Source organism: Vibrio sp. V10_P2A27P122, assembly GCF_963874335.1.
GTDB lineage: Bacteria > Pseudomonadota > Gammaproteobacteria > Enterobacterales > Vibrionaceae > Vibrio > Vibrio anguillarum.
This window is the reverse complement of sequence record NZ_CAWNHY010000277.1, coordinates 1-19,518: the sequence shown is the minus strand read 5'-3', so window position 1 is coordinate 19,518 and position 19,518 is coordinate 1. Positions and strand designations below refer to the sequence as shown.

13 protein-coding genes are annotated in these 19,518 nt (G+C 47.1%); 6 read left to right on the top strand and 7 right to left on the bottom strand.

Annotated features, from left to right (window positions below):
• Nucleotides 1-105 precede the first annotated feature (105 nt).
• The 3 genes from AACQ17_RS14625 to AACQ17_RS14615 all read right to left on the bottom strand — a co-directional run bounded on the left by AACQ17_RS14625 (nucleotide 106) and on the right by AACQ17_RS14615 (nucleotide 3,127).
• Nucleotides 106-657, bottom strand: coding sequence for a gamma-glutamylcyclotransferase family protein (locus AACQ17_RS14625; protein ID WP_026028691.1), 552 nt, complete (start codon nucleotides 655-657; stop codon nucleotides 106-108).
• 10 nt (nucleotides 658-667) lie between these two features.
• A complete protein-coding gene (locus AACQ17_RS14620; RefSeq protein WP_094147732.1) occupies nucleotides 668-1,609 on the bottom strand; it encodes a zinc transporter ZntB in 942 nt (313 codons plus the stop codon).
• Nucleotides 1,610-1,675: 66 nt separating this feature from the next.
• A complete protein-coding gene (locus AACQ17_RS14615; RefSeq protein WP_017046561.1) occupies nucleotides 1,676-3,127 on the bottom strand; it encodes a RimK family protein in 1,452 nt (483 codons plus the stop codon).
• Between the two features lie 70 nt (nucleotides 3,128-3,197).
• Here AACQ17_RS14615 and AACQ17_RS14610 point away from each other — a divergent pair, with 70 nt between their 5' ends.
• Both AACQ17_RS14610 and AACQ17_RS14605 read left to right on the top strand, forming a co-directional pair.
• Entirely contained in the window at nucleotides 3,198-4,331 is a 1,134-nt protein-coding gene (locus AACQ17_RS14610) for a GNAT family N-acetyltransferase/peptidase C39 family protein (protein ID WP_094147731.1), read from the top strand.
• A gap of 179 nt (nucleotides 4,332-4,510) precedes the next feature.
• Nucleotides 4,511-5,695, top strand: coding sequence for an NnrS family protein (locus AACQ17_RS14605; protein ID WP_094147730.1), 1,185 nt, complete (start codon nucleotides 4,511-4,513; stop codon nucleotides 5,693-5,695).
• 119 nt (nucleotides 5,696-5,814) lie between these two features.
• Here AACQ17_RS14605 and dapD read toward each other — a convergent pair whose 3' ends face one another.
• From dapD to AACQ17_RS14590, 3 genes are all read right to left on the bottom strand, one after another.
• Nucleotides 5,815-6,846, bottom strand: a complete 1,032-nt coding sequence (gene dapD / locus AACQ17_RS14600) for a 2,3,4,5-tetrahydropyridine-2,6-dicarboxylate N-succinyltransferase (RefSeq protein ID WP_094147729.1) — start codon at nucleotides 6,844-6,846, stop codon at nucleotides 5,815-5,817.
• 243 nt (nucleotides 6,847-7,089) lie between these two features.
• Nucleotides 7,090-7,389, bottom strand: a complete 300-nt coding sequence (locus tag AACQ17_RS14595) for a YebG family protein (protein WP_010318120.1) — start codon at nucleotides 7,387-7,389, stop codon at nucleotides 7,090-7,092.
• A 97-nt stretch (nucleotides 7,390-7,486) separates the two neighbouring features.
• Nucleotides 7,487-8,380, bottom strand: a complete 894-nt coding sequence (locus tag AACQ17_RS14590; RefSeq protein ID WP_013856148.1) for a LysR family transcriptional regulator — start codon at nucleotides 8,378-8,380, stop codon at nucleotides 7,487-7,489.
• A 117-nt stretch (nucleotides 8,381-8,497) separates the two neighbouring features.
• Between AACQ17_RS14590 and AACQ17_RS14585 the strand changes: the two genes are divergently transcribed.
• From AACQ17_RS14585 to recD, 4 genes are all read left to right on the top strand, one after another.
• Complete coding sequence (locus AACQ17_RS14585) at nucleotides 8,498-9,514, top strand: TDT family transporter (RefSeq protein ID WP_013856149.1); 1,017 nt, start codon at nucleotides 8,498-8,500, stop codon at nucleotides 9,512-9,514.
• A 98-nt stretch (nucleotides 9,515-9,612) separates the two neighbouring features.
• Nucleotides 9,613-13,056 carry an exodeoxyribonuclease V subunit gamma gene (gene recC, locus AACQ17_RS14580; RefSeq protein ID WP_094147728.1) on the top strand — a complete coding sequence of 1,148 codons (3,444 nt, stop codon included), beginning with the start codon at nucleotides 9,613-9,615 and terminating at the stop codon, nucleotides 13,054-13,056.
• Nucleotides 13,057-13,329: 273 nt separating this feature from the next.
• The gene (recB, locus tag AACQ17_RS14575; RefSeq protein ID WP_094147727.1) at nucleotides 13,330-16,947 is read left to right on the top strand and encodes an exodeoxyribonuclease V subunit beta; all 3,618 of its coding nucleotides are present in this window, start codon (nucleotides 13,330-13,332) and stop codon (nucleotides 16,945-16,947) included.
• Nucleotides 16,944-19,070 carry an exodeoxyribonuclease V subunit alpha gene (recD, locus tag AACQ17_RS14570; protein WP_094147726.1) on the top strand — a complete coding sequence of 709 codons (2,127 nt, stop codon included), beginning with the start codon at nucleotides 16,944-16,946 and terminating at the stop codon, nucleotides 19,068-19,070. Before recB ends, recD begins: the two co-directional genes overlap by 4 nt.
• 114 nt (nucleotides 19,071-19,184) lie before the next feature.
• Here recD and AACQ17_RS14565 read toward each other — a convergent pair whose 3' ends face one another.
• Nucleotides 19,185-19,364, bottom strand: coding sequence for a hypothetical protein (locus AACQ17_RS14565; RefSeq protein WP_013856153.1), 180 nt, complete (start codon nucleotides 19,362-19,364; stop codon nucleotides 19,185-19,187).
• Nucleotides 19,365-19,518 lie beyond the last annotated feature (154 nt).

The following is a 19,518-nucleotide window of genomic DNA, read 5'->3' as shown; positions in this document are numbered from 1 at the left end:
GGCAAACGAACAATGCAATCAATGTGATAATTACGACTTTCTATATAGGTAAATCAAGGCTTCTAATTAATGTAAACGTTTAAAATTGGAATAAAAGCTAATGCGCTAACGGACCGTAGCAATCAGCTCATCAATGATCGCATGATGACAGGGTTCTACCCCTGCTAAATTACCGTATTTCGGCGCGAGGCGATCGTTAATCAGCGGATGTTGCCAGCCAACCGTGTGCTCAACAAAATGGCGCGCAAAGGTTTCTGAAAACTCTAAACAACCAGCCAGCACGGTATCGACATAGGTTTGTACGATAGGGCTTCGCTCGCAGGGAGGCTCTGGTGCCTCTTTGACATAAACCCAAATCGGCCATTGAAGGTTAAAAGCGTCATTACTCTCGATTTGATTAGCGTTGAGGGGCACTCGCTCATAACCACGTTCTCGACGGTCAAATTCTGCCAAAGCGGTTTCATCGATCTCCAGCAGTACGCCGTTGACTTGCCCTTGTCCTTCATTCACCACCAAAGGTGACAATATGTAGCTCTCATCAATTTTTCCCCAGTAACGAACTAAACCATGCGCGACCACGGGAATCGCTCTTCCTGTTTGCCCTGTTAACTGGCGAGAAGCGGAGTTGATCAAGCTGCCATAACCAAAAATATACATCATCAGTGAATTACGACTCCTTGTTGAAAAAACGTAACCGATGCAAAATCCAAAACTCTAAACCAAAAATACCAACCAGTGCGACGCAAAAGAGAGCAAAAGCAACGGGGGATTCAGTGCCGGGAATACCGCCGACATTAACCCCAAGTAAGCCAGTTAAAAAGCTTGTTGGTAGAAAGATCGCCGCAATCACCGAGAATAAATAGGTGTTTTGGTTCATCTTCTCTGCATGATATTGACGTAATTCCCCTTTGATCAGTTCGAGCTCACCAAGGTAAAAATCGAGGGTTTCATTAATGCGCGTGATGGTGTTAACGCTGTGGCGCAGACGCAAGTTTTTATCATTTGCCAGCGAGACTTTGGAATCACTGAAATCATCGATGGCGTATTGCTGAGGTTTGATAAAACGTTTGATTTTGAGCAGCGCTTTATGCGTCTGCATCAGCTCGTCACTGAGTTCAATCTCGTTATCGTATTGGGTGATTTTCGCTTCAATGCTGTTTAAGTAGTTATCGATGTTTTTGTTTAAACCATCAATGATCTGCACGAGTACATCTGAAAGAGTTTGCGGGCCTTGCCCGGCCTGCAGTAGGTCACGGATTACATTGACGGCTTTTGACGGAATTTTGCGGGTTGAAAACAGCGCGCCATTGAAATAGAGAATGCGAACGCTCAACATATCTTCTGGGTTGGCGTTGTCGTTCATGTTGACGCCACGCAAAATCAGTAAAAAGTTCTCATCATCGTATTGCTCAAACAGTGGGCGAGTGTCCTCTGCTAAGAGGCTGTCGACAATTGAAGTGGGGATCTGATACTGCAGCAACCACTCTTTTAAACCGGGAATATCGCGTTGGCAGTGATACCAATTCCCTGCTTCAATCAGTGAAGCACTATTGAGTTTTTGCTGCGGAGCGGATGCAGAAAAATGCCACTGGTCGATCAAAAATTCCATGAATATCCTTATCACTTGCTCCTCAATGACTCTGCATTGAGGAGCAGTAGATTATACCAATTGAGATCAGAAGCCGCGCATTTGAATACGGCGTAGAAACTCAGTCATGATCCTATCGTAAAGAAGATCGCCTAAAAACGCATCCTCAACTTGGTGATCAATACTAGGGTTATCGTTCACTTCGATTACGTAAACTTGGCCATCAATCTCTTTCAAGTCAACGCCGTACAGGCCACTGCCGATAAGGTTTGACGCTTTTAAGGCAACATCAACCACGTTTTTAGGTACTTGTTTTAAATCCAAGGTTTCAAAGCCGCCAGAAGAGACTCGGCCACTGTTGTGGTGTTGATAAATTTGCCAGTGGCCGCGGCTCATCATGTATTTGCAGGCGAAGATGGCTTGGCGGTTCATTACACCGATGCGCCAGTCAAAGTCAGTTGGCATGAAGGCTTGTGCCAAAATCAGAGCACTTTTTTCAAACAGTGCGCCGGCTTCGCGTTCCAGCTCTTGCTCGTCGCGTACTTTGACCACGCCACGTGAAAATGCGCCATCTGGAATTTTTAATACCATGGGAAAGCTCAACTCCTGCATGACATTGCTTTTCCATTGCTCATCAAAACTTTGCAAAATCACGCCTTTTGGCGCAGGCACTTTGTTGCGTTGCAACAACTCAGTTAAGAACACTTTATTGGTGCATTTCATGATCGATTCAGAATCATCCATCACCACCAAGCCCATTTTCTCAGCCGTTTTTGCAAAGCGGTAAGTGTAATTACTGATGTTGGTGGTGGCGCGAATAAACAAGCCATCAAATTCACCCAAACGCGATAAGTCATCCGGTGAAATGGTTTCTAGGTTAACCCCTAAACGGTTTGCGGCGCGGCGAAAACGTTTTAATGCTGAGGGATCAGAAGGAGGCATTTTCTCTTCTTCGTCCACCAGCATGGCAATATCGTAACGGTACTTTTTCTCTTGCTTCGGTTTACGCCAAACTTTGGTTGAAAACAGCTCTAATGATTCGACGAAGAAATCTTGTTCTTGGTCGTTCAAATCTTGGAATGGGAAAGGGCCAATTTTGCTGATTTGCCACTGCCCTTGAACGCGGTTCATTTCCAACTCAATAACGGGCACCATAAACTGTTCAAACAGGCGACGAGCCAGTTTATCCAAGCCTTTTTCTGCGGTGCGGCCAAAATAAATTTTGCACTGTATAAAATCGGTTTGGGCGCACAGTTTATTGAGTTTCAATAAGCCAGAAGAGAGTAAAAAGGGTTGATTGATGTCGTTGATTGCCATCACTCGAGGGATAACGCGGTGGCCGCGTGCCTCTGCCATCAGCGAGCAGTAATAGCCGCTGCTCATGTAGCCATAATCGCGACACAGGTTGACCACTTGCAGGCTGCGATGAGTATGGGTGCCATTACTGTTGAGGTATTGGTCTACACTTACCACTTGCTCTGAGGGGAAATATTGTTGCCAGTCACTGGACTGGTCGGTCACGATCAAAAGGTTTGCCATTGCTATTCTTTTCCTTAATTAATAGGAATAATATTGAGCCGCAATCTTGCCAACCACTTAAGGACGTCGTATGGACTTTCGTCTTGCGAAAAGTGCTGATCTCACTGCTCTTAATGCGTTAGAACAACAGCTGTTTGACGGAGATAAAATCTCTCCACGTCAAATGAAGCGTTTTTTACATTCCAACCAAGCGGTGTTGTTTGTGGCCGATGCCGGCACAGAGCTGGCTGGATATGCATTGCTACTATTTCATCAAGGTACACAGCTATCAAGGTTGTATTCGATTGCCGTAAAACCTGATTTCAGAGGCCGGAGGATTGCTCAAAATTTGGTCGAGCAATGCGAGCGTGCTGCTCTTGATCAAGGTGCCACTACATTACGATTAGAAGTGCGTGAAGACAATACGGCAGCGATAAATTTATATGAAAAAATGGGCTATAAAACCCTGAAATTTCTTATCCATTATTACGATGATTTGTGTAATGGACGCCGGATGCAAAAACGCTTGTCGCCACAAGGGCCTAAGGTGCAATTACCGATGCCACTTTATGTTCAGACTACGCCATTTACTTGCGGTGCGGCATGCTTGCTGATGAGCTTTTCTTGCTTGTCTAAATCGTTTGAGCCGAGTCGCACCGCTGAGCTGCAACTGTGGCGAGAAGCAACAACGATTTTTATGGCGGCAGGGCACGGTGGGTGCAGCGGGCAAGGGTTGGCATTGGCTGCTAGTCGACGCGGTTATCATGTGGAGCTGTGGAGCCAATCCAAAAGCACGCCTTTTATTGATAGCGTGCGAGATGCCAATAAAAAACAAGTTATCGAATTGGTTCATCTTGATTTTTGTGAGCAGCTTACTCATCAAGATGTGGCGATGATTGATGCACCACCGAGTCAAGAGCAACTGGAAGCGTGGGTGACGGAAGGAGCATGTGTGCTGCTACTCATCAGCACTTATCGTTTCGATGGTAAGAAAGAGCCGCATTGGATCGTACTCAGTGGTATGAGCGATAAATTCTTCTTCATTCACGATCCACATGCAGAAACAGAAGCGGATGCGATGGCTTCTGCCTTCATTCCGGTCGGCAAAAAAGCGCTGTCACAAATCATCGGTTTTGGTAAACAAAAACAGACGGCTTGTGTGGTGATTAGCCCGAACAGCAGTGCTATGCGTGTAACCACTGCTATTGGTGTAACCACTGGTTAGGATAGAGTTTAAGTGAGTTCCTTGAGTCATAATGACTGTTTTTCATTGAGTTGTTATGACTCTTTTTTTGAGTGATATTTTTTATTTTATTGTTTTTATTGGGTATTTTTGTTGGCTTGAATTGTGCTTGTGGTGTTGGTCGTCTGTCATGATATCCACCACCGTCGTAAGAGGTCACAGTGCTCAATATTACCGATATAAAAGTAGAACAACGCATACCCGCTTGGTTGCGCCTTGGTTTTCGTCCCTTTTTCCTACTCGGTAGCGCATATGCCGTTTTAGCGGTGACGTTATGGGTCTGGATGTTTCAAACCGGTCAGCCATCGGCATTGCAAGTTCCTGCGCTGTGGTGGCATGTACATGAAATGCTGTTTGGTTTTGCTATGGCAATTGTGGTCGGTTTTCTATTGACTGCCGTACAGAACTGGACTGGCATTAATGGCACGAAACATTATCGCTTAGCCGTGTTAGTCGCCTTGTGGCTAGCGCCTCGAATCTTATTGTGGACGCCGACACCTTTGTGGGTCATCTCTTCTGCCGAAGCGCTTTTTTTGGCGGCTTCGGCCTATGAAATTGGCCGCCGAGTAGTGCAAGCGAAAGGCTGGAAAAATCTCTTTTTTGTGCCGCTGTTTATTTTAGCGATCGGCGCGAACTTTGCGAGTTATGCCACCATTAAAGGAATGCCGCCCTTTAGCTCAGCGGCGGTATGGCAGGCGATGTTGTGGTGGTTCACATTGTTGCTATCAGTCATGGGAGCACGCGTGATCCCTTTCTTCAGCGCAAGGCGTTTTAACTTTGAAAAAGCACAGCCATGGGTATGGCTCGATTGGTTAGCCAATGCACCCATTGCGGCCTTGTTTATTTTGAGTTTCTTCCCGCTGACGATGGTGCAGATTGGTCAGCCTATCATGTTACTGGCTGGGTTAGCGCAGTGGGTACGTTGGATGCGTTGGAAACCATGGCTAACACTGAGTGAGCCTCTGGTTTGGTCGCTACACGCTGCGTATGCCTGCATTCCTTTGAGCTTATTACTGCGCGGGTTAATTGATGATGTATATGTCACTCATAACCTGATCCATCTCTTTGCTATTGGAGCCATCTCAGGCTTGATTTTGTCGATGATTGCACGCGTGACCATGGGGCATACTGGCAGGGCGATTTATCAAGGGCCTAAAATGAGTATTGCGTTTGCGGCTTTGATGATGTCGGCATTGGTACGCAGCCTCGGTGTGGCGTTTTTTCCAGCACAACTATTTTTGATGGTGAATATCAGTGCCGCACTCTGGATATTGGCTTTTACTCTGTTTGTGTGGAAATTCGGCACGATGTTACTTACGCCGAGAGTCGATGGCCACCCGGGATAACGGTTTGGCTCGTAACGTGGAAGTAGCAAAATAAAAAGTAGAAAGTAGCCTAGCAGTAGAAAGCGCGCAAAAGAAAAAGGCTTGGCACATCGCCAAGCCTTTTTATCAGAAAAACAGGATCAGTTATGGCTGTGCAGCATGCTGTTCAGTTCAACGGCTGATTTATTGGCTAAACACTCAATTTGACCTGTGATCGAGTTGCGACGGAAAAGTAGATCCGATACACCAGCTAAATCACGTGCTTTGACGATTTCCACTTCTTGGCCTTGGTTATCGAGCATACGCACTTTAGTGCCAGCAGTTACATACAAACCTGATTCTATCGTGCAGCGATCGCCGAGTGGGAAACCTAAGCCTGCATTTGCGCCAAGCAGTGAGTTTTCACCGATAGAGACCACGACCTTACCGCCGCCAGAAAGCGTACCCATGATAGAAGCGCCACCGCCGATGTCCGATCCATTACCAACAACCACACCAGCAGAAATACGCCCTTCAACCATGCTCACGCCTGTTGTACCAGCGTTGAAGTTGATAAAACCTTCATGCATCACAGTGGTACCTTCGCCCACGTGCGCGCCAAGGCGAACGCGCGAGGTATCCGCAATACGGATGCCCGCTGGGACAATGTAATCAACCATTTTCGGGAATTTATCGACACAATCTACCGTTAAAGCTCGGCCTGCAAGGCGAGCTTCAATTTGACGATCTGCTAGTTCAGGTAGGTCGATAGGACCTTCATTGGTCCATGCGATGTTGTGCAGCAGGCCAAAAATACCATCAAGCACAGTACCGTGTGGTTTCACTAAACGGTGTGAAATCAGTTGTAGCTTCAAAAAGCCTTCAGCGACTGATTGAGGCTGTTGGTCGGAAGCTAAAATAACCAGCACCAGTGGTTGTGAGGCGTTAGCGGCTTTATCGGCAAAACTGGCATTGTTAGCCTGATCATGTTGAGCAAATATCGCGGCGAGTTGGGCGCTTTGCTCGGTTGAGATGTCGATATACTGGTTGCCTTCGTCATAACCAGAGACTTGAGCAAGCTCGCTCACTAGCGCGTCACTTGGGTTGAGAATTGGCGCTGGAAAAAACGCTTCAATAATTTTTCCATCACGGTTTTTGGTTGCCGTGCCAAAGGCAAGTGCAAAGTAAGCCATCTTGATATCTCCATGTTGTCACTATTGATGCGCTCGCCAGCGTAGGTTGAGCATCATTGCGGCGCACTCGATTTATCAAGCATCATAAAGAGTGAGGCAGGGGTAGGAAAGGGCAAAAGGGGAGAAAGTCCGTAAAACGATACCTTTTGTCTTTTTAGCGATGTATTTCTTTAGACAGAAATACAAAACCGCTGACGAAGCAGCGGTCTTTTCACGTTCTATCATCTTAAGCGTTTAATCGCCTTAAGCTGCATCTTCTTCTGGTGCTTCGTCTTTTACCGCTTTGGCTTTTTTAGGCTTAGCCGGTGCAGGCTTGCGCTTTGCGCCAAGTGCGTAAAGCACTTCTTCTTTGTTTTGCGCTAAGAACATCGCCAAAGCTTCTTGCTTGGCTTCATCTTCTAGCAACTCACTTTTCCCTAACAGTTCGAAAAGCTCATCTGCCATATCGAGCATTTTGTCATAAGCGTCAGCGTCTGCTTTAGAGGTAAAAGTCATCTTTTCTTCTCCGTTGCGTTCCACCACGTACTTGACGATTACAGCCATGGTTAATCCTCTAACTTAGTCATTAATTCTACTGGCTGTTTATACAGTTTTTAAACCATGAAGTCTAGGTGAGCAGGAAAAAGTGAGAGGTGGATGGCTACTCTTTGTTCCATTGATAACAAAATTCAATAAAGTGTTTGAGCAGTGGGCTTTGGTATTTTTCTTTATGCACCAATAGCCAAAAACGGCGTTTCATGTCCAGCGGAACATCGAGTCTTTTAACTCGGCCATCTTGCAGTGCTGAATGCGCAGCAAGGGTGGATAAACAACCCAAACCTAACCCTGCCGAAACACTGTTGATTAAGGCTTCAGTAGTATTCAATTCAAAGGCTTCATGCCACTGCTCAAGTCGTGGTGCGATAGCCCGTAAGAAAAACTCTCGTGAGCCAGAACCCGCTTCGCGCAATACCCATTGGCTCTGTTCGAAATCATTGAGGGTGAGCTGATTTATCATTGTAAGTGGATGTTCGGGTGCGCAAATAATACACATTTCATCGTGTGAAAAAGGCGTTGAAATCAGCTCTGGGTGCAGTGTTTTTCCTTCAATCAAAGCAAGATCCAGTTCGTAATCGACCAACTTTTGGCAAATCAGCGCCGAGTTGGAAATAAACAAACTTTGCGAGATGTGTTGGGTTTGCTGGCGAAATTGACTGAGTAGATAAGGCGCAACATGGTTGCCAATCGTATCACTGGTACCAATGCGCAATTGGCCTGCGAGGGTTTGCTCACTGTCAAACAGTTGGTTGATGTTGCTCGCACGGCTTAGCAGTTCATCGGCGAGCGGCAACAGTTTTTGTCCCTCTTGATTGAGGATTAAACGGTTATTGACCCTATCGAACAGCGCATGCCCAAGCTGTTTTTCCAGTTCAGACAGTGACATGCTCACGGCCGCTTTTGACAAAAACAGCGCCTCTGCGGCTTGGGTCAAGGTTTTATGTTGCGTAATCGAAGTGAATACTTTCAATTGCTTAAGAGAAATATTGGCAGCCATAAATTTGTTTAATTAATCTGAACGTGTGTTCTATATATTTAGATATATCAGAACAAAAGGCAAGCGTATGATAGCGACATTGAACAACTACTTTGTTAGTTCTGATGAGAGGTCAATATGATTCGAGCAGCAAAAGCGAAAGTTATGGGTGCGCCAACCCCTATGGCGGGTTTAGCTCTAGGCATCGCAAGCTTGGGTTGGAGTTGGGAAAACTTTGCACCATTACAAGGTTATGGACAATTAAGTGGGGCCGTTATTGCCAGCGTGTTGCTGGTGGTTCTTGCGTTTAAATTTCTCTTTCATGGTCACTTATTACGCCAAGATCTCGCTCATCCGGTTGTGGGCAGTGTTGTGCCTACTTTTGCGATGGGCACAATGGTGGTTTCCAATTCATTAGGCCATTTTTACCCAATGGCTGGTGATGCGTTATGGCTATTTGCTGTGGGTTTACACATCATCTTCTTGGTCAGTTTTTTGTACCATCGCGCGCAGTCTTTTGAACTTCACCACATGGTGCCAAGTTGGTTCGTTCCACCTGTGGGTATTATTGTGGCCGATGTGGCATTTTCTGGAAACCCAGCACTTGCACCAATCGCAAATGCAACCATGATGTTCGGTTTAGTCGCTTATGCGGTGATGCTGCCGATGATGATTTACCGTTTCATGTTCACACATGAAGTTCCAGATGCAGCAAAACCAACTATGGCTATTTTGGCGGCGCCAGCGAGCCTCTCATTGGCTGGTTACTTAACTGTCACGGCTAACCCATCGCCAGTGATTATCGGCATTTTATTTGGTATTGCCGTGTTAATGACAACGATTATCTACTTAGCTTTCTTTAAATTATTACGCTTGCCTTTTAGCCCAGGCTACGCAGCGTTTACCTTCCCAATGGTGATTGGTGCAACGGCGCTATTTAAACTCACACATTGGATGGAAACCGTTGGGGTGAGTGCTGAGTATGTACAGCAAGTGCATTGGTTAGCTGGGTTAGAGTTGATTGTGGCAACTATTGTGGTGGGTTATGTTGCTATTCGTTACTTAAATTTCTATCAACCTCATCGCGTGCTACTCAGCAGCATGAATGAGCTAGAAGAGCAAGATGAACACGCATTGAACTGTGAAATGAAATAGCCTGCAGTTTAGGCAATTCAAAACATAAAATTCTCAAGTATAGAATGCACTTATGCTAATCTCAGTCCTTATTGTGACAAGAAAAGCGTGAGTGCATTTTGTTTACTGTCTACCATTCCAATAAAGTCGATACCTTAAAGATCCTACTCGTGCATTTGATCAAAAGTGCACCGTTAGCCAACCCCTTTGAGAAAGAGCAGATCTTGGTGCAAAGCCCGGGGATGTCGCAATGGCTCAAAATGGCCTTAGCGAAAGAGCTCGGTGTGGCGGCGAACCTTGAGTTTCCTCTACCGGCGACCTTTATCTGGGACATGTTCACTAAAGTGCTACCTGATGTGCCTAAGCGCAGCGCTTTTAACAAAGAAGCGATGACGTGGAAACTGATGCATCTGTTGCCAACCTTGCTCACGCTCGACCCCTTTGCCCCTTTGCAGCGTTATCTTGAACAGGATGATGACCATTCCAAGCTCTATCAGTTGGCCGAGAAAATTGCCGATATTTTTGATGGTTATTTAGTCTACCGCCCCGACTGGATTGCCAAGTGGGAGTCGGGCGATGACGTGAGCGAGATTGGTGATGAGCACCCATGGCAGCCGATATTATGGCAAGCCTTATATCAATACACGCTAGATCAAGGCCAGTCGCACTACCATCGTGCCAATCTCTATCAAAGCTTTATTGATCAGCTTGCGCGTGGCTCGGTTGATTTAACCAAACTGCCTAAACGTTTGTTTATTTTCGGTATTTCGTCACTGCCGCCTCGTTATATGGATGCACTCAAAGCGTTGGGCGATCAGATTGATGTTCACTTGATGTTTACCAACCCTTGTCAGCATTATTGGGGCGATCTTCGAGATAGAAAAACGCTCGCCAGACTGCACAGTCAGCAACGTAAAACGTTCGCCTTACAAGGTGATGAGATTCAGTTTGAAGGGCAACGCTCGCCGCTTAAAGGTGACATTGAAGCTAACCTCGTGGATGAATTGCATACCGAAGCTGCGGTTGGCAATGAGTTATTAGCCTCGATGGGAAAACTTGGGCGCGATAATCTTTTTTTACTCTCCCAAACGGAAAATGAAGAGCACGAATTTTTTATTGATCTGCCACGCGATAACTTATTGCATCAGTTGCAGGCCGACATTTTACATTTGCAAGAGCATCGAGATGATAGTCAACTGGACAGTAGCGACCACAAACAAGTGATTGCTTTGGATGATCCATCGCTCACTCTTCATGCTTGCCATAGCCCGATGCGAGAAGTGGAAGTGTTGCACGATCAATTGTTGGCAATGTTTGATGCTGACCCTGAACTGAAACCGCGCGATATTATTGTGATGGTGGCGGACATCAATGCCTACAGCCCAGCCATTGCGGCAGTATTTGGTAACGCGCCGGGTGAGCGCTTTATTCCTTACTCCATTTCAGACCGTACGGCAGATCAAGAGAGCCCGATCTTAGCGGCATTTATGCAATTAGTGCATTTGCCCGATTCTCGCTGCCTAGCATCAGAGTTATTAGAGCTGCTTGAAACTCCTGCGATGATGGCAAAGTTTGAGCTTAATGAGCAAGACTTTGCGCAAGCCAAATTGTGGGTAGAAGAGTCAGGCATTCGCTGGGGGCTTAATGCTAGCACCGCGCAACAATTTGAGTTGCCGCAGACCGAGCAAAATACTTGGCAATTCGGGATTGAGCGCATGTTACTTGGTTATGCCATGCCTGCCTCAGCGGGTTTATTTACGCAAGGCGAAGTGACGCTCGCGCCTTATAATGAAGTGCAAGGCATGAACGCTGAATTGGCGGGTAAATTAGCGCACTTTATTCAGCAAGTGAGCCATTACCGCGAGCAGTTAGCACAAACCCAAAGCGTGGACGAGTGGCGTCGCTTGCTCGGTGAGATGCTTGGCGCTTTTTTCAAGGTTGAGCTGGAAGGGGAGCTCGCACTCAAGTCGATTCGCGACACCTTGTCGCAGTTAAAAGATCAACTGGCCGAGGCCGGTTATGAGCAAGCACTTGCGCCAAGTATTATTACTCAATATTTGCAAAACAAATTGTCAGGTACGCGCATCAGCCAGCGTTTTCTGGCGGGACAAGTCAATTTCTGTACTTTAATGCCAATGCGTTCCATCCCTTTTAAAACCGTTTGTTTACTAGGAATGAACGATGGCGTTTATCCGCGCACTATGCCAGCCGAAGGGTTTGATTTGATGAACGGTCGCACCCGCGCTGGCGATCGCTCGCGGCGTGACGATGACCGCTATTTGTTCTTAGAAGCGATGCTCTCGGCGCAGCAAACCTTGTACATCAGCTACGTCGGACGCTCAATTCAAGATAATACCGAACGCGTTCCTTCAGTGTTGGTCTCTGAGCTTTTAGAGTATTGCCAACAAAACTACTGTTTGGTCGGGGATGAAGCGCTTGGCAGTGATCAATCGGCCAAAAATTTAGCCTGTGCTTTAACGACCACTCACGCCATGGTGCCTTTTAGCCCTAATGCTTTTTTGAGTAAAACTGGTAGCTATGCCAAAGAGTGGCTACCTGCCGCCAGTCGGCAAGGGCGAGCCAGTGGTGAGTTTAATCTCGCCCTGAGCGATTATTTACAAGGGGCGAGCTTTCCTGTCAGTTTAGATCTGGTTGAGCTGCAACGGTTTTGGCGTTTGCCTGTGCAATATTTCTTTAACCGTCGCCTTAAAGTGACGTTTGAGCCTCCGTTACCAGTAATGGAAGATGATGAACCCTTTGCATTAAATGGCTTGGAGAGCTACCAGCTACGCGATGAACTGCTAGAGTTGCTGCTTGAACAACCCAATTCACCGCATGCCCTTGAGAGATTCATCGACCAGCAGCGCGCGCAAGGAAGGTTACCGATTGGTGCTTTTGGATCCTTGGAATTTGAAACTAATCGCGTGCAAGCACAAGAATTGGCGCAAAGAATCGCTTTCTTATGCCATTCGCCACTTGATGACCAAGAGATCGATCTGCGATTTGAATTGTTTGGTGAAGGCAAAAACGTACAACTGACGGGGTGGCTGACTAAGCGCTATCAATCCGGTTTAGTGCGCTACCGCAGTGGTTCGATTCGCGCGCAGGACTATTTAGCCGCGTGGATTGATCATCTCTCACTAGCGGCGATGGGCGAAAGTCAACCTACTCATTTGATGGGCTACGATCGTAAAGAAGGTGTGCAGCATTTTATTTATCCGCCCATGCCCGATACCGAACAAGCCAAAGCGTTGCTCGCAGAACTGGTGGGTTTGTTTTATCAAGGTATGACAGCGCCGCTCGCTTACTTTCCAAAAACCGCGTTAGCCTGTGTGGAAGCTGGCTTCAGCCGTGGTCAATGGGTTGATGATCGCGATAAATCGCTCAAGAAAATGGCCGATAGCTTTAATGAAAGTTACATGAGCCACGGTGAAGGAAGCAATGTTTACATCGCGCGGATCTGGCCACTGTGGAATGAAGCCTTAGCTGAGCAGGTGCGTTTATTGGCCACGTTGGTGATGCAAGGGCCACGACTGTGGGTGCAAGTGGCGCAGGATGTTTAGCGATGGATAACTGCTTGGAAAGTAGAGTGGCCGCCAGTCAATCATTATTGTGTAGGGCGTTTTCTGTACGGCCACAGGTCAGAGGGACCATGATTTGGTTGGTTCGCATCATCGTGAGATTTACGAAACACGTGGCGCGGATAGTAAAGGCTGCCCGTTTGGCGAACCGTGAGAAAGATCTCACAACGTCTTAATTTATAAACTTATTTTGATTATTCATACCATTATTCAAGCGCGATCACATTCGCTTGCGTATTCAAAGGCTAACTGTTTATGAGTATGACCCCGGCTACGGTCACAACACCATTAAATACCCTTACGTTCCCGCTGCACGGTGCAAGGCTTATCGAAGCGTCGGCGGGCACAGGTAAAACCTTCACCATTGCAGGTTTGTATTTGCGCCTGTTACTTGGGCATGGTGATGCAAAGTCACGTCATCAAGTGCCACTGACGGTCGATCAAATTCTAGTGGTTACCTTTACTGAAGCTGCCACTGCTGAGCTTCGCGACCGTATTCGGCGGCGCATTCATGAGGCGCGTATCGCTTTTTCGCGCGGTTTCAGTGATGACCCTGTTATCAAACCGCTACTTGAGCAAACCAGTCATCACAAGCAAGCGGCGCAAATATTACTGCAAGCGGAACGGCAGATGGATGAAGCGGCAGTCTATACCATTCACGGCTTTTGCCAGCGTATGCTCACCCAAAATGCGTTTGAATCGGGCAGCCGTTTTAATAACGAATTTGTGACCGATGAAAGCCATCTAAAAGCGCAAGTGGTCGCGGATTATTGGCGTCGTCAGTTCTATCCGTTGTCGATTCAGCTTGCTGCGGAGGTGCGCCGTTTATGGTCATCACCAGCGGCGCTGCTTGAAAAAATCAGTGGCTATTTAACTGGCTCGGCGCTAACGCTCTCTGTTGAAGCGATGAGTGGCGATTTAAGCGCGCTTTATCAATCGTGCTTGTCACGCATAGAGTCGTTAAAAAAGCAGTGGCTTGATTCATGCGATGATTTACCGCCGTGTATTGAAGCTTCAGATTTGCATGCAGCAACCAAGAAAGCGTTACTGAAACGGCTAGAAGGGTTAGCGTTGTGGGCGAGCAACCCGCAGCATGAATTGAACCTACCGAGTGAATTACAAGAGTTTGCACAAAGCGCGTTGGAGGCTAAGTCGAAAAAAGGTCAGCCCCCGCAACATGCGCTGTTCACGACCATTGAGCTCTTTTTGCAACAACCCATCAGCTTAGAAGCGCCGCTGCTGGCGCACGCTATTACTCATTGCCGAGCCATGCTTGCCAAAGCGAAAGCACAAAAGCAGTGGTTATCGTTTGATGATTTGCTCACTCAGCTTTCTGCCGCGATAGATAATGATGAGCTGGGCATACTGACTGAGCGGATTCGCAGCCTTTACCCCGTTGCGATGATCGATGAATTCCAAGATACCGATCCACTGCAATACAGTATTTTTAGCCGTATTTATCTGCCTAAGGCTGAATGCGGTTTGTTTATGATTGGCGACCCCAAACAAGCGATTTACGCGTTTCGTGGTGCAGACATTTTTACCTACATCAAAGCGCGTAAACAGGTGAGCGCACACTACACCTTGGGGACCAACTGGCGTTCTAGCGCGAATATGGTCAATGCCGTCAATCAGATTTTTAGTACGCCTGATAGTGCTTTTATCTACGACCAAGACATTCCCTTTTTACCCGTTGAAGCCAGTCCAAATGCGCAGCAGCGTCAATGGTGGCTTAACGGAACCGTGCAACCAGCGCTCACCTATTGGCTGCAAGAAACGCAAGACAGCCCGTTGCCAAAAGGCGAATACCTGCAATGCATGGCCAAAGCGTGCGCTAGCCAAATTCAGACAATTTTGTGCGCCGCGCAGCATCAACAAGCGTACTTTGATACTGCTAAAGGGCAAAAGAGCGTGCAAGCAGGTGACATCGCGGTCTTAGTGCGGACGGGGAATGAAGGTCGTATGGTGAAAGAGGCGCTCGCCACGCAAGGCATTGCCAGTGTTTATCTCTCGAACCGCGATAGTGTTTTTAGCAGCGAGGTAGCACAAGATGTACAGCGTCTATTGCAAGCGGTACTGACTCCTGAACATGATCGCGCCTTGCGGGCCTGTTTGGCCTCACCACTTTTCGCGTTAGATGCTGCCAGCTTGGATGATTTAAACAACGACGAATCGGTATGGGAAAACGCGGTTAACGAATTTAAACAATATCGCCAATTGTGGCTTGAGCGCGGCGTGCTTCCTATGTTGCGCAGTGTGATGAGTAAACGTCACGTCGCTGAACGTTGGTTGGAAGAGCCGCAAGGTGAGCGCTCACTGACCGATTTTATGCACATCGGTGAGCTACTACAGCAAGCGCGACAAGAGATTGATAGCGATCACGGTTTACTGCGTTGGCTGGCACAAGCTATCAGTGACGCCGAGCATGGCCTAGGGGGCCGTGATGATCAAATTCAACGTTTGGAATCCGAACGCAACCTAGTGCAGATCGTCACTATTCACAAATCGAAAGGTTTGGAATACGACTTAGTGTTTCTGCCGTTTGTGGTCAGCTATCGTGAGGCAAGTGAAGGCAAATATCATGATGCCGTGAATGAGGAAACTGTACTGGATATTACCGCCAGTGAAGCTTCTCTCAAGCAAGCAGATAAAGAGCGGCTTGCGGAAGATCTGCGCTTGATTTATGTAGCGCTGACTCGTGCTGTGTATGGCTGTTTTATCGGCATTGCGCCGCTGCGTAATGGCCGCTCCACCAAAGAGCCAACCGGTGTGCATTTAAGTGCCATTGGCTATCTGCTGCAAAATGGTCAAGCCGCAGGCATTGCTGATCTTAACGCTGCGTTGCACGCTCAATCTAATCAATACATTCGTGTTTCTGAGCCACCAGCCGAGCAACCAGAGCCGTTTAAAGCGTTGAGCGTCGAGACGCCGGTATTGAGTGCCAAAACACTGCAAGCGCAGATTGACCGTTTTTGGCGAATGACCAGCTATTCTGGGTTGGTAAAACAAGGTGTGAAACACACTAGCCACGACGCGAGTTTAGAAGTCTCAGGCTTTGATATCGACTCTGCTGATGAGCAAGCTGAAGCTTTACTGGTTGAGCCAGAACGTTCCATTTTCACTTTTCCACGCGGTGCAACGCCCGGTACTTTTTTGCACTCTCTCTTTGAAGAGGTAGAGTTTACTGAGCCTGCTAGCAGCGATGCTAACCAAAAAGTGATACTGGATTTACTGGTGCGAGAACAAATCGATATTGAATGGTTACCAGTGTTACAAACGCTGGTCGATACCGTGTTACAGACACCTTTAGATGGCAAAACGTTGCGTTTGAACCAAAAAACCGCCACTCAGCGCTTGGTTGAAATGGAATTTCTATTACCGATAGAAGTACTGAGCGCTCCTGCATTGAACCGTGTCATTCAACGCCATGATCCACTGTCGGCCAAAGCTGGAGATCTTGGTTTTTACACTGTGCAAGGCATGCTGAAGGGCTTTATTGATTTGCTGTTTGAGCATCAAGGAAAGTACTACGTGCTGGACTGGAAGTCGAATCATTTGGGGGATGATGTGAGCGCCTATCATGGCGAGCGTTTGAAAGCGGCGATGGCAGAGCATCGCTATGATTTACAATATCAACTCTACGCATTGGCGCTGCATCGATTCTTACGCAGCCGTCTAGCAAACTATGACTACCATCGCCATTTTGGCGGAGTCTATTATCTCTTTTTGCGCGGCATGGATGGCGAGTCTGAGCACGGGATTTTCTCAACCAAACCGAGCTTTGAACTGCTTGATGAGATGGACAGATTGATTGATGGAGAAACCGTAGATACTCGCGCGACCGATGCAGGGCAAATGGAGTTAGATTTATGAGCAGTACGCTAATGACAACGCTTAAGCAGTTAGCGGAAAAAGGCGCTATGCGTCAGTTAGATTACCAATTCGCGCGTTTTATCGAACAAAAAAGCCAGCAGCAACTTGGCGCTGAACATAGCCAAGCGCTCGGATTTATTGCCGCGGTGGTCAGTGCTGAATTGGCCAAGGGACATATCTGCTTACCTTTAGTGGATGCTTCAACGGCGCAGGGTGTTGATCTCACGGCTAAGTTAGGCTTGTTTGGTGAGGCTGCATTGGCGGTCAATCAGCACCTATTGGCGATTGATTGGCCTTGGCTACTCAACCGTTCCGACTTAGTCGGACAACAAGGGGAAGCGGTGCCTTTAATGTTTGATGGGCAACGTTTATACCTACACCGTTATTGGCATTATGAAGTTACCTTAGCACAGCGTTTAATCAGCTTTGGGACACCTATGAGCCTAAAGCCTACTGATGTCCAAAAGCTAAAGTTGCTGCTTGATACGCTGTTTGCGCGTCAATACCACTTTCTGCTCCATGCGCTTCGCCAATTTCCAGAGACAGCCAATGCATCAGCACGCCAGCAACAAGTGTGTGATTTTCTGGATGTGGTCAACGCCGATGAACTTGATTGGAATGAGATTGATCAAGTCATTAGCCAAGCACGTACGGCGAAAGAACTCGAAGCATTAGAGACGCTGATCCCGCAAAGCGTTTGCATCAACTGGCAAAAAGTCGCAGCGGCAGTGGCACTGACACGCCGCTTTGCCGTGATTTCTGGCGGGCCGGGAACCGGTAAAACCACCACGGTTACCAAATTACTAGCCGCTTTGATTACCCAAGCCCAACAGCAAGGTGAGACGCCCACCATTAAATTGGTCGCACCAACGGGTAAAGCTGCGGCACGTTTAACGGAATCGATCGGTAAAGCGGTGGCTGAACTGGCGGTTGAGCCGGCGTTGAAAGAGGCGATTCCCACCGAGTCGAGCACACTTCACCGTTTATTGGGCGTCATACCTAATAGTGTTGAGTTTCGTCACCATCAGCGTAACCCGCTGCATTTAGATATATTGGTGGTTGATGAAGCATCGATGGTCGATTTACCGATGATGGTCAAGTTAATCGAGGCATTACCCAAACACGCACGCTTGATTTTATTAGGTGATAAAGACCAACTCGCGTCAGTCGAAGCGGGCGCTGTGCTGGGGGACATTTGTTCATTTTTAACCTTAGGCTACAGCCGAGCGCACAGCGAGTACCTAGCTAAGTTAACAGGCTATCAAACACTGATTGCTCATTCACACCCTAACACAACCCCGATTTCAGACAGCTTATGCATGCTGCAAAAAAGCTACCGCTTTGATGTCCGATCAGGCATTGGTCAATTAGCGAAAGCGATTAATGCTGGGCAAGTGGCTATGGTGGATGAGGTATTAAAACGTAATTATGCTGATATTACGCACCACTCACTCAGTAGTGAAAGCTATAACCTAATGCTGAAAACCTTAGTCAAGGAGTATGGTCGTTATCTCACGCGCATCGAGAGTTCTGGTGCTGACGCTTTGGAAACTCAAGCCCAAAAAGCCAAAGCCGTATTGGATTGCTTTAATCAATGCCGTTTGCTTTGTGCTATTCGTGAAGGGGATTTTGGGGTAAGTGGTTTGAATCAACGTATTGAACGTGCGCTGGTCGCACGTAAGTTGATCAAGACTCAAGATGAGATTTGGTATCACGGCCGACCCGTGATGGTGGCGCGTAACGATCATGGGCTGGGTTTGTATAATGGTGATATCGGCATATGCATGCTTGATACGAGCGAGCAAGAACCGCGTTTGAAAGTGTATTTTGAGCTGCCAGATGGTAGTGTGAAAGCTATTTTACCAAGCCGCGTACCAGAGCACGAAACAGCCTATGCGATGACCATCCATAAATCACAAGGCAGTGAGTTTGATCTAACACTGATGATTTTACCGCCTGATTTTAGCCCGATATTGACCAGAGAGCTTATCTATACTGGTATTACGCGCGCCAAGAAGCAGTTGATGCTTTTTGCTGACATGGGAACGATGAAACGAGGGCTCAAGATAAAAACGCAGCGAGCCAGCGGCTTAGTTACGAGATTAGACAAGAGACTAGTGTAAATCAGCAACTGGAATAAACGAGTTTGAGCAGTCCCCACACAGTTTGAAGTTTACAGGGTATGTTGAATTCATTCCGTTGTTTGGGGGAAGCTCAATTAATGATTTGGTGTGTTGCTATGCGAAAGCATGAGTAAAAGAGATGTTTCTGATTTTATAACGATCTTGCGAGCTGAGTATAAAGACTCGTAGCTTGTCGTTAACGGGAAATACGCAATGCACATGTTGGCCTTCAAGGAATTGGTTATCAGCCATATCCCAAAAGCTTTGAAGTGAGTTACAAATAACAGTTTTCATAGAATTTTTGCTCTTAAGTACGTGTCGTAGTAAAAGCAATCCGTGCAAGCCGACCTACTGGTATCTGACCAATCGGTATAAAGCCAAGTTCCTGTGTTGTTCATTAAATGTACATCATTAATGATGTCGGCGGATTCTACACATAATATTAAGT

What these genes read in the sequence shown, in the direction of transcription:
- AACQ17_RS14625 (WP_026028691.1), bottom strand. Translation starts at nt 657, where the DNA reads ATGTATATTTTTGGTTATGGCAGCTTGATCAACTCCGCTTCTCGCCAG.
- AACQ17_RS14620 (WP_094147732.1), bottom strand. Translation starts at nt 1,609, where the DNA reads ATGGAATTTTTGATCGACCAGTGGCATTTTTCTGCATCCGCTCCGCAG.
- AACQ17_RS14615 (WP_017046561.1), bottom strand. Translation starts at nt 3,127, where the DNA reads ATGGCAAACCTTTTGATCGTGACCGACCAGTCCAGTGACTGGCAACAA.
- AACQ17_RS14610 (WP_094147731.1), top strand. Translation starts at nt 3,198, where the DNA reads ATGGACTTTCGTCTTGCGAAAAGTGCTGATCTCACTGCTCTTAATGCG.
- dapD (WP_094147729.1), bottom strand. Translation starts at nt 6,846, where the DNA reads ATGGCTTACTTTGCACTTGCCTTTGGCACGGCAACCAAAAACCGTGAT.
- AACQ17_RS14595 (WP_010318120.1), bottom strand. Translation starts at nt 7,389, where the DNA reads ATGGCTGTAATCGTCAAGTACGTGGTGGAACGCAACGGAGAAGAAAAG.
- AACQ17_RS14590 (WP_013856148.1), bottom strand. Translation starts at nt 8,380, where the DNA reads ATGGCTGCCAATATTTCTCTTAAGCAATTGAAAGTATTCACTTCGATT.
- AACQ17_RS14585 (WP_013856149.1), top strand. Translation starts at nt 8,498, where the DNA reads ATGATTCGAGCAGCAAAAGCGAAAGTTATGGGTGCGCCAACCCCTATG.
- recB (WP_094147727.1), top strand. Translation starts at nt 13,330, where the DNA reads ATGAGTATGACCCCGGCTACGGTCACAACACCATTAAATACCCTTACG.
- recD (WP_094147726.1), top strand. Translation starts at nt 16,944, where the DNA reads ATGAGCAGTACGCTAATGACAACGCTTAAGCAGTTAGCGGAAAAAGGC.
- AACQ17_RS14565 (WP_013856153.1), bottom strand. Translation starts at nt 19,364, where the DNA reads ATGAAAACTGTTATTTGTAACTCACTTCAAAGCTTTTGGGATATGGCT.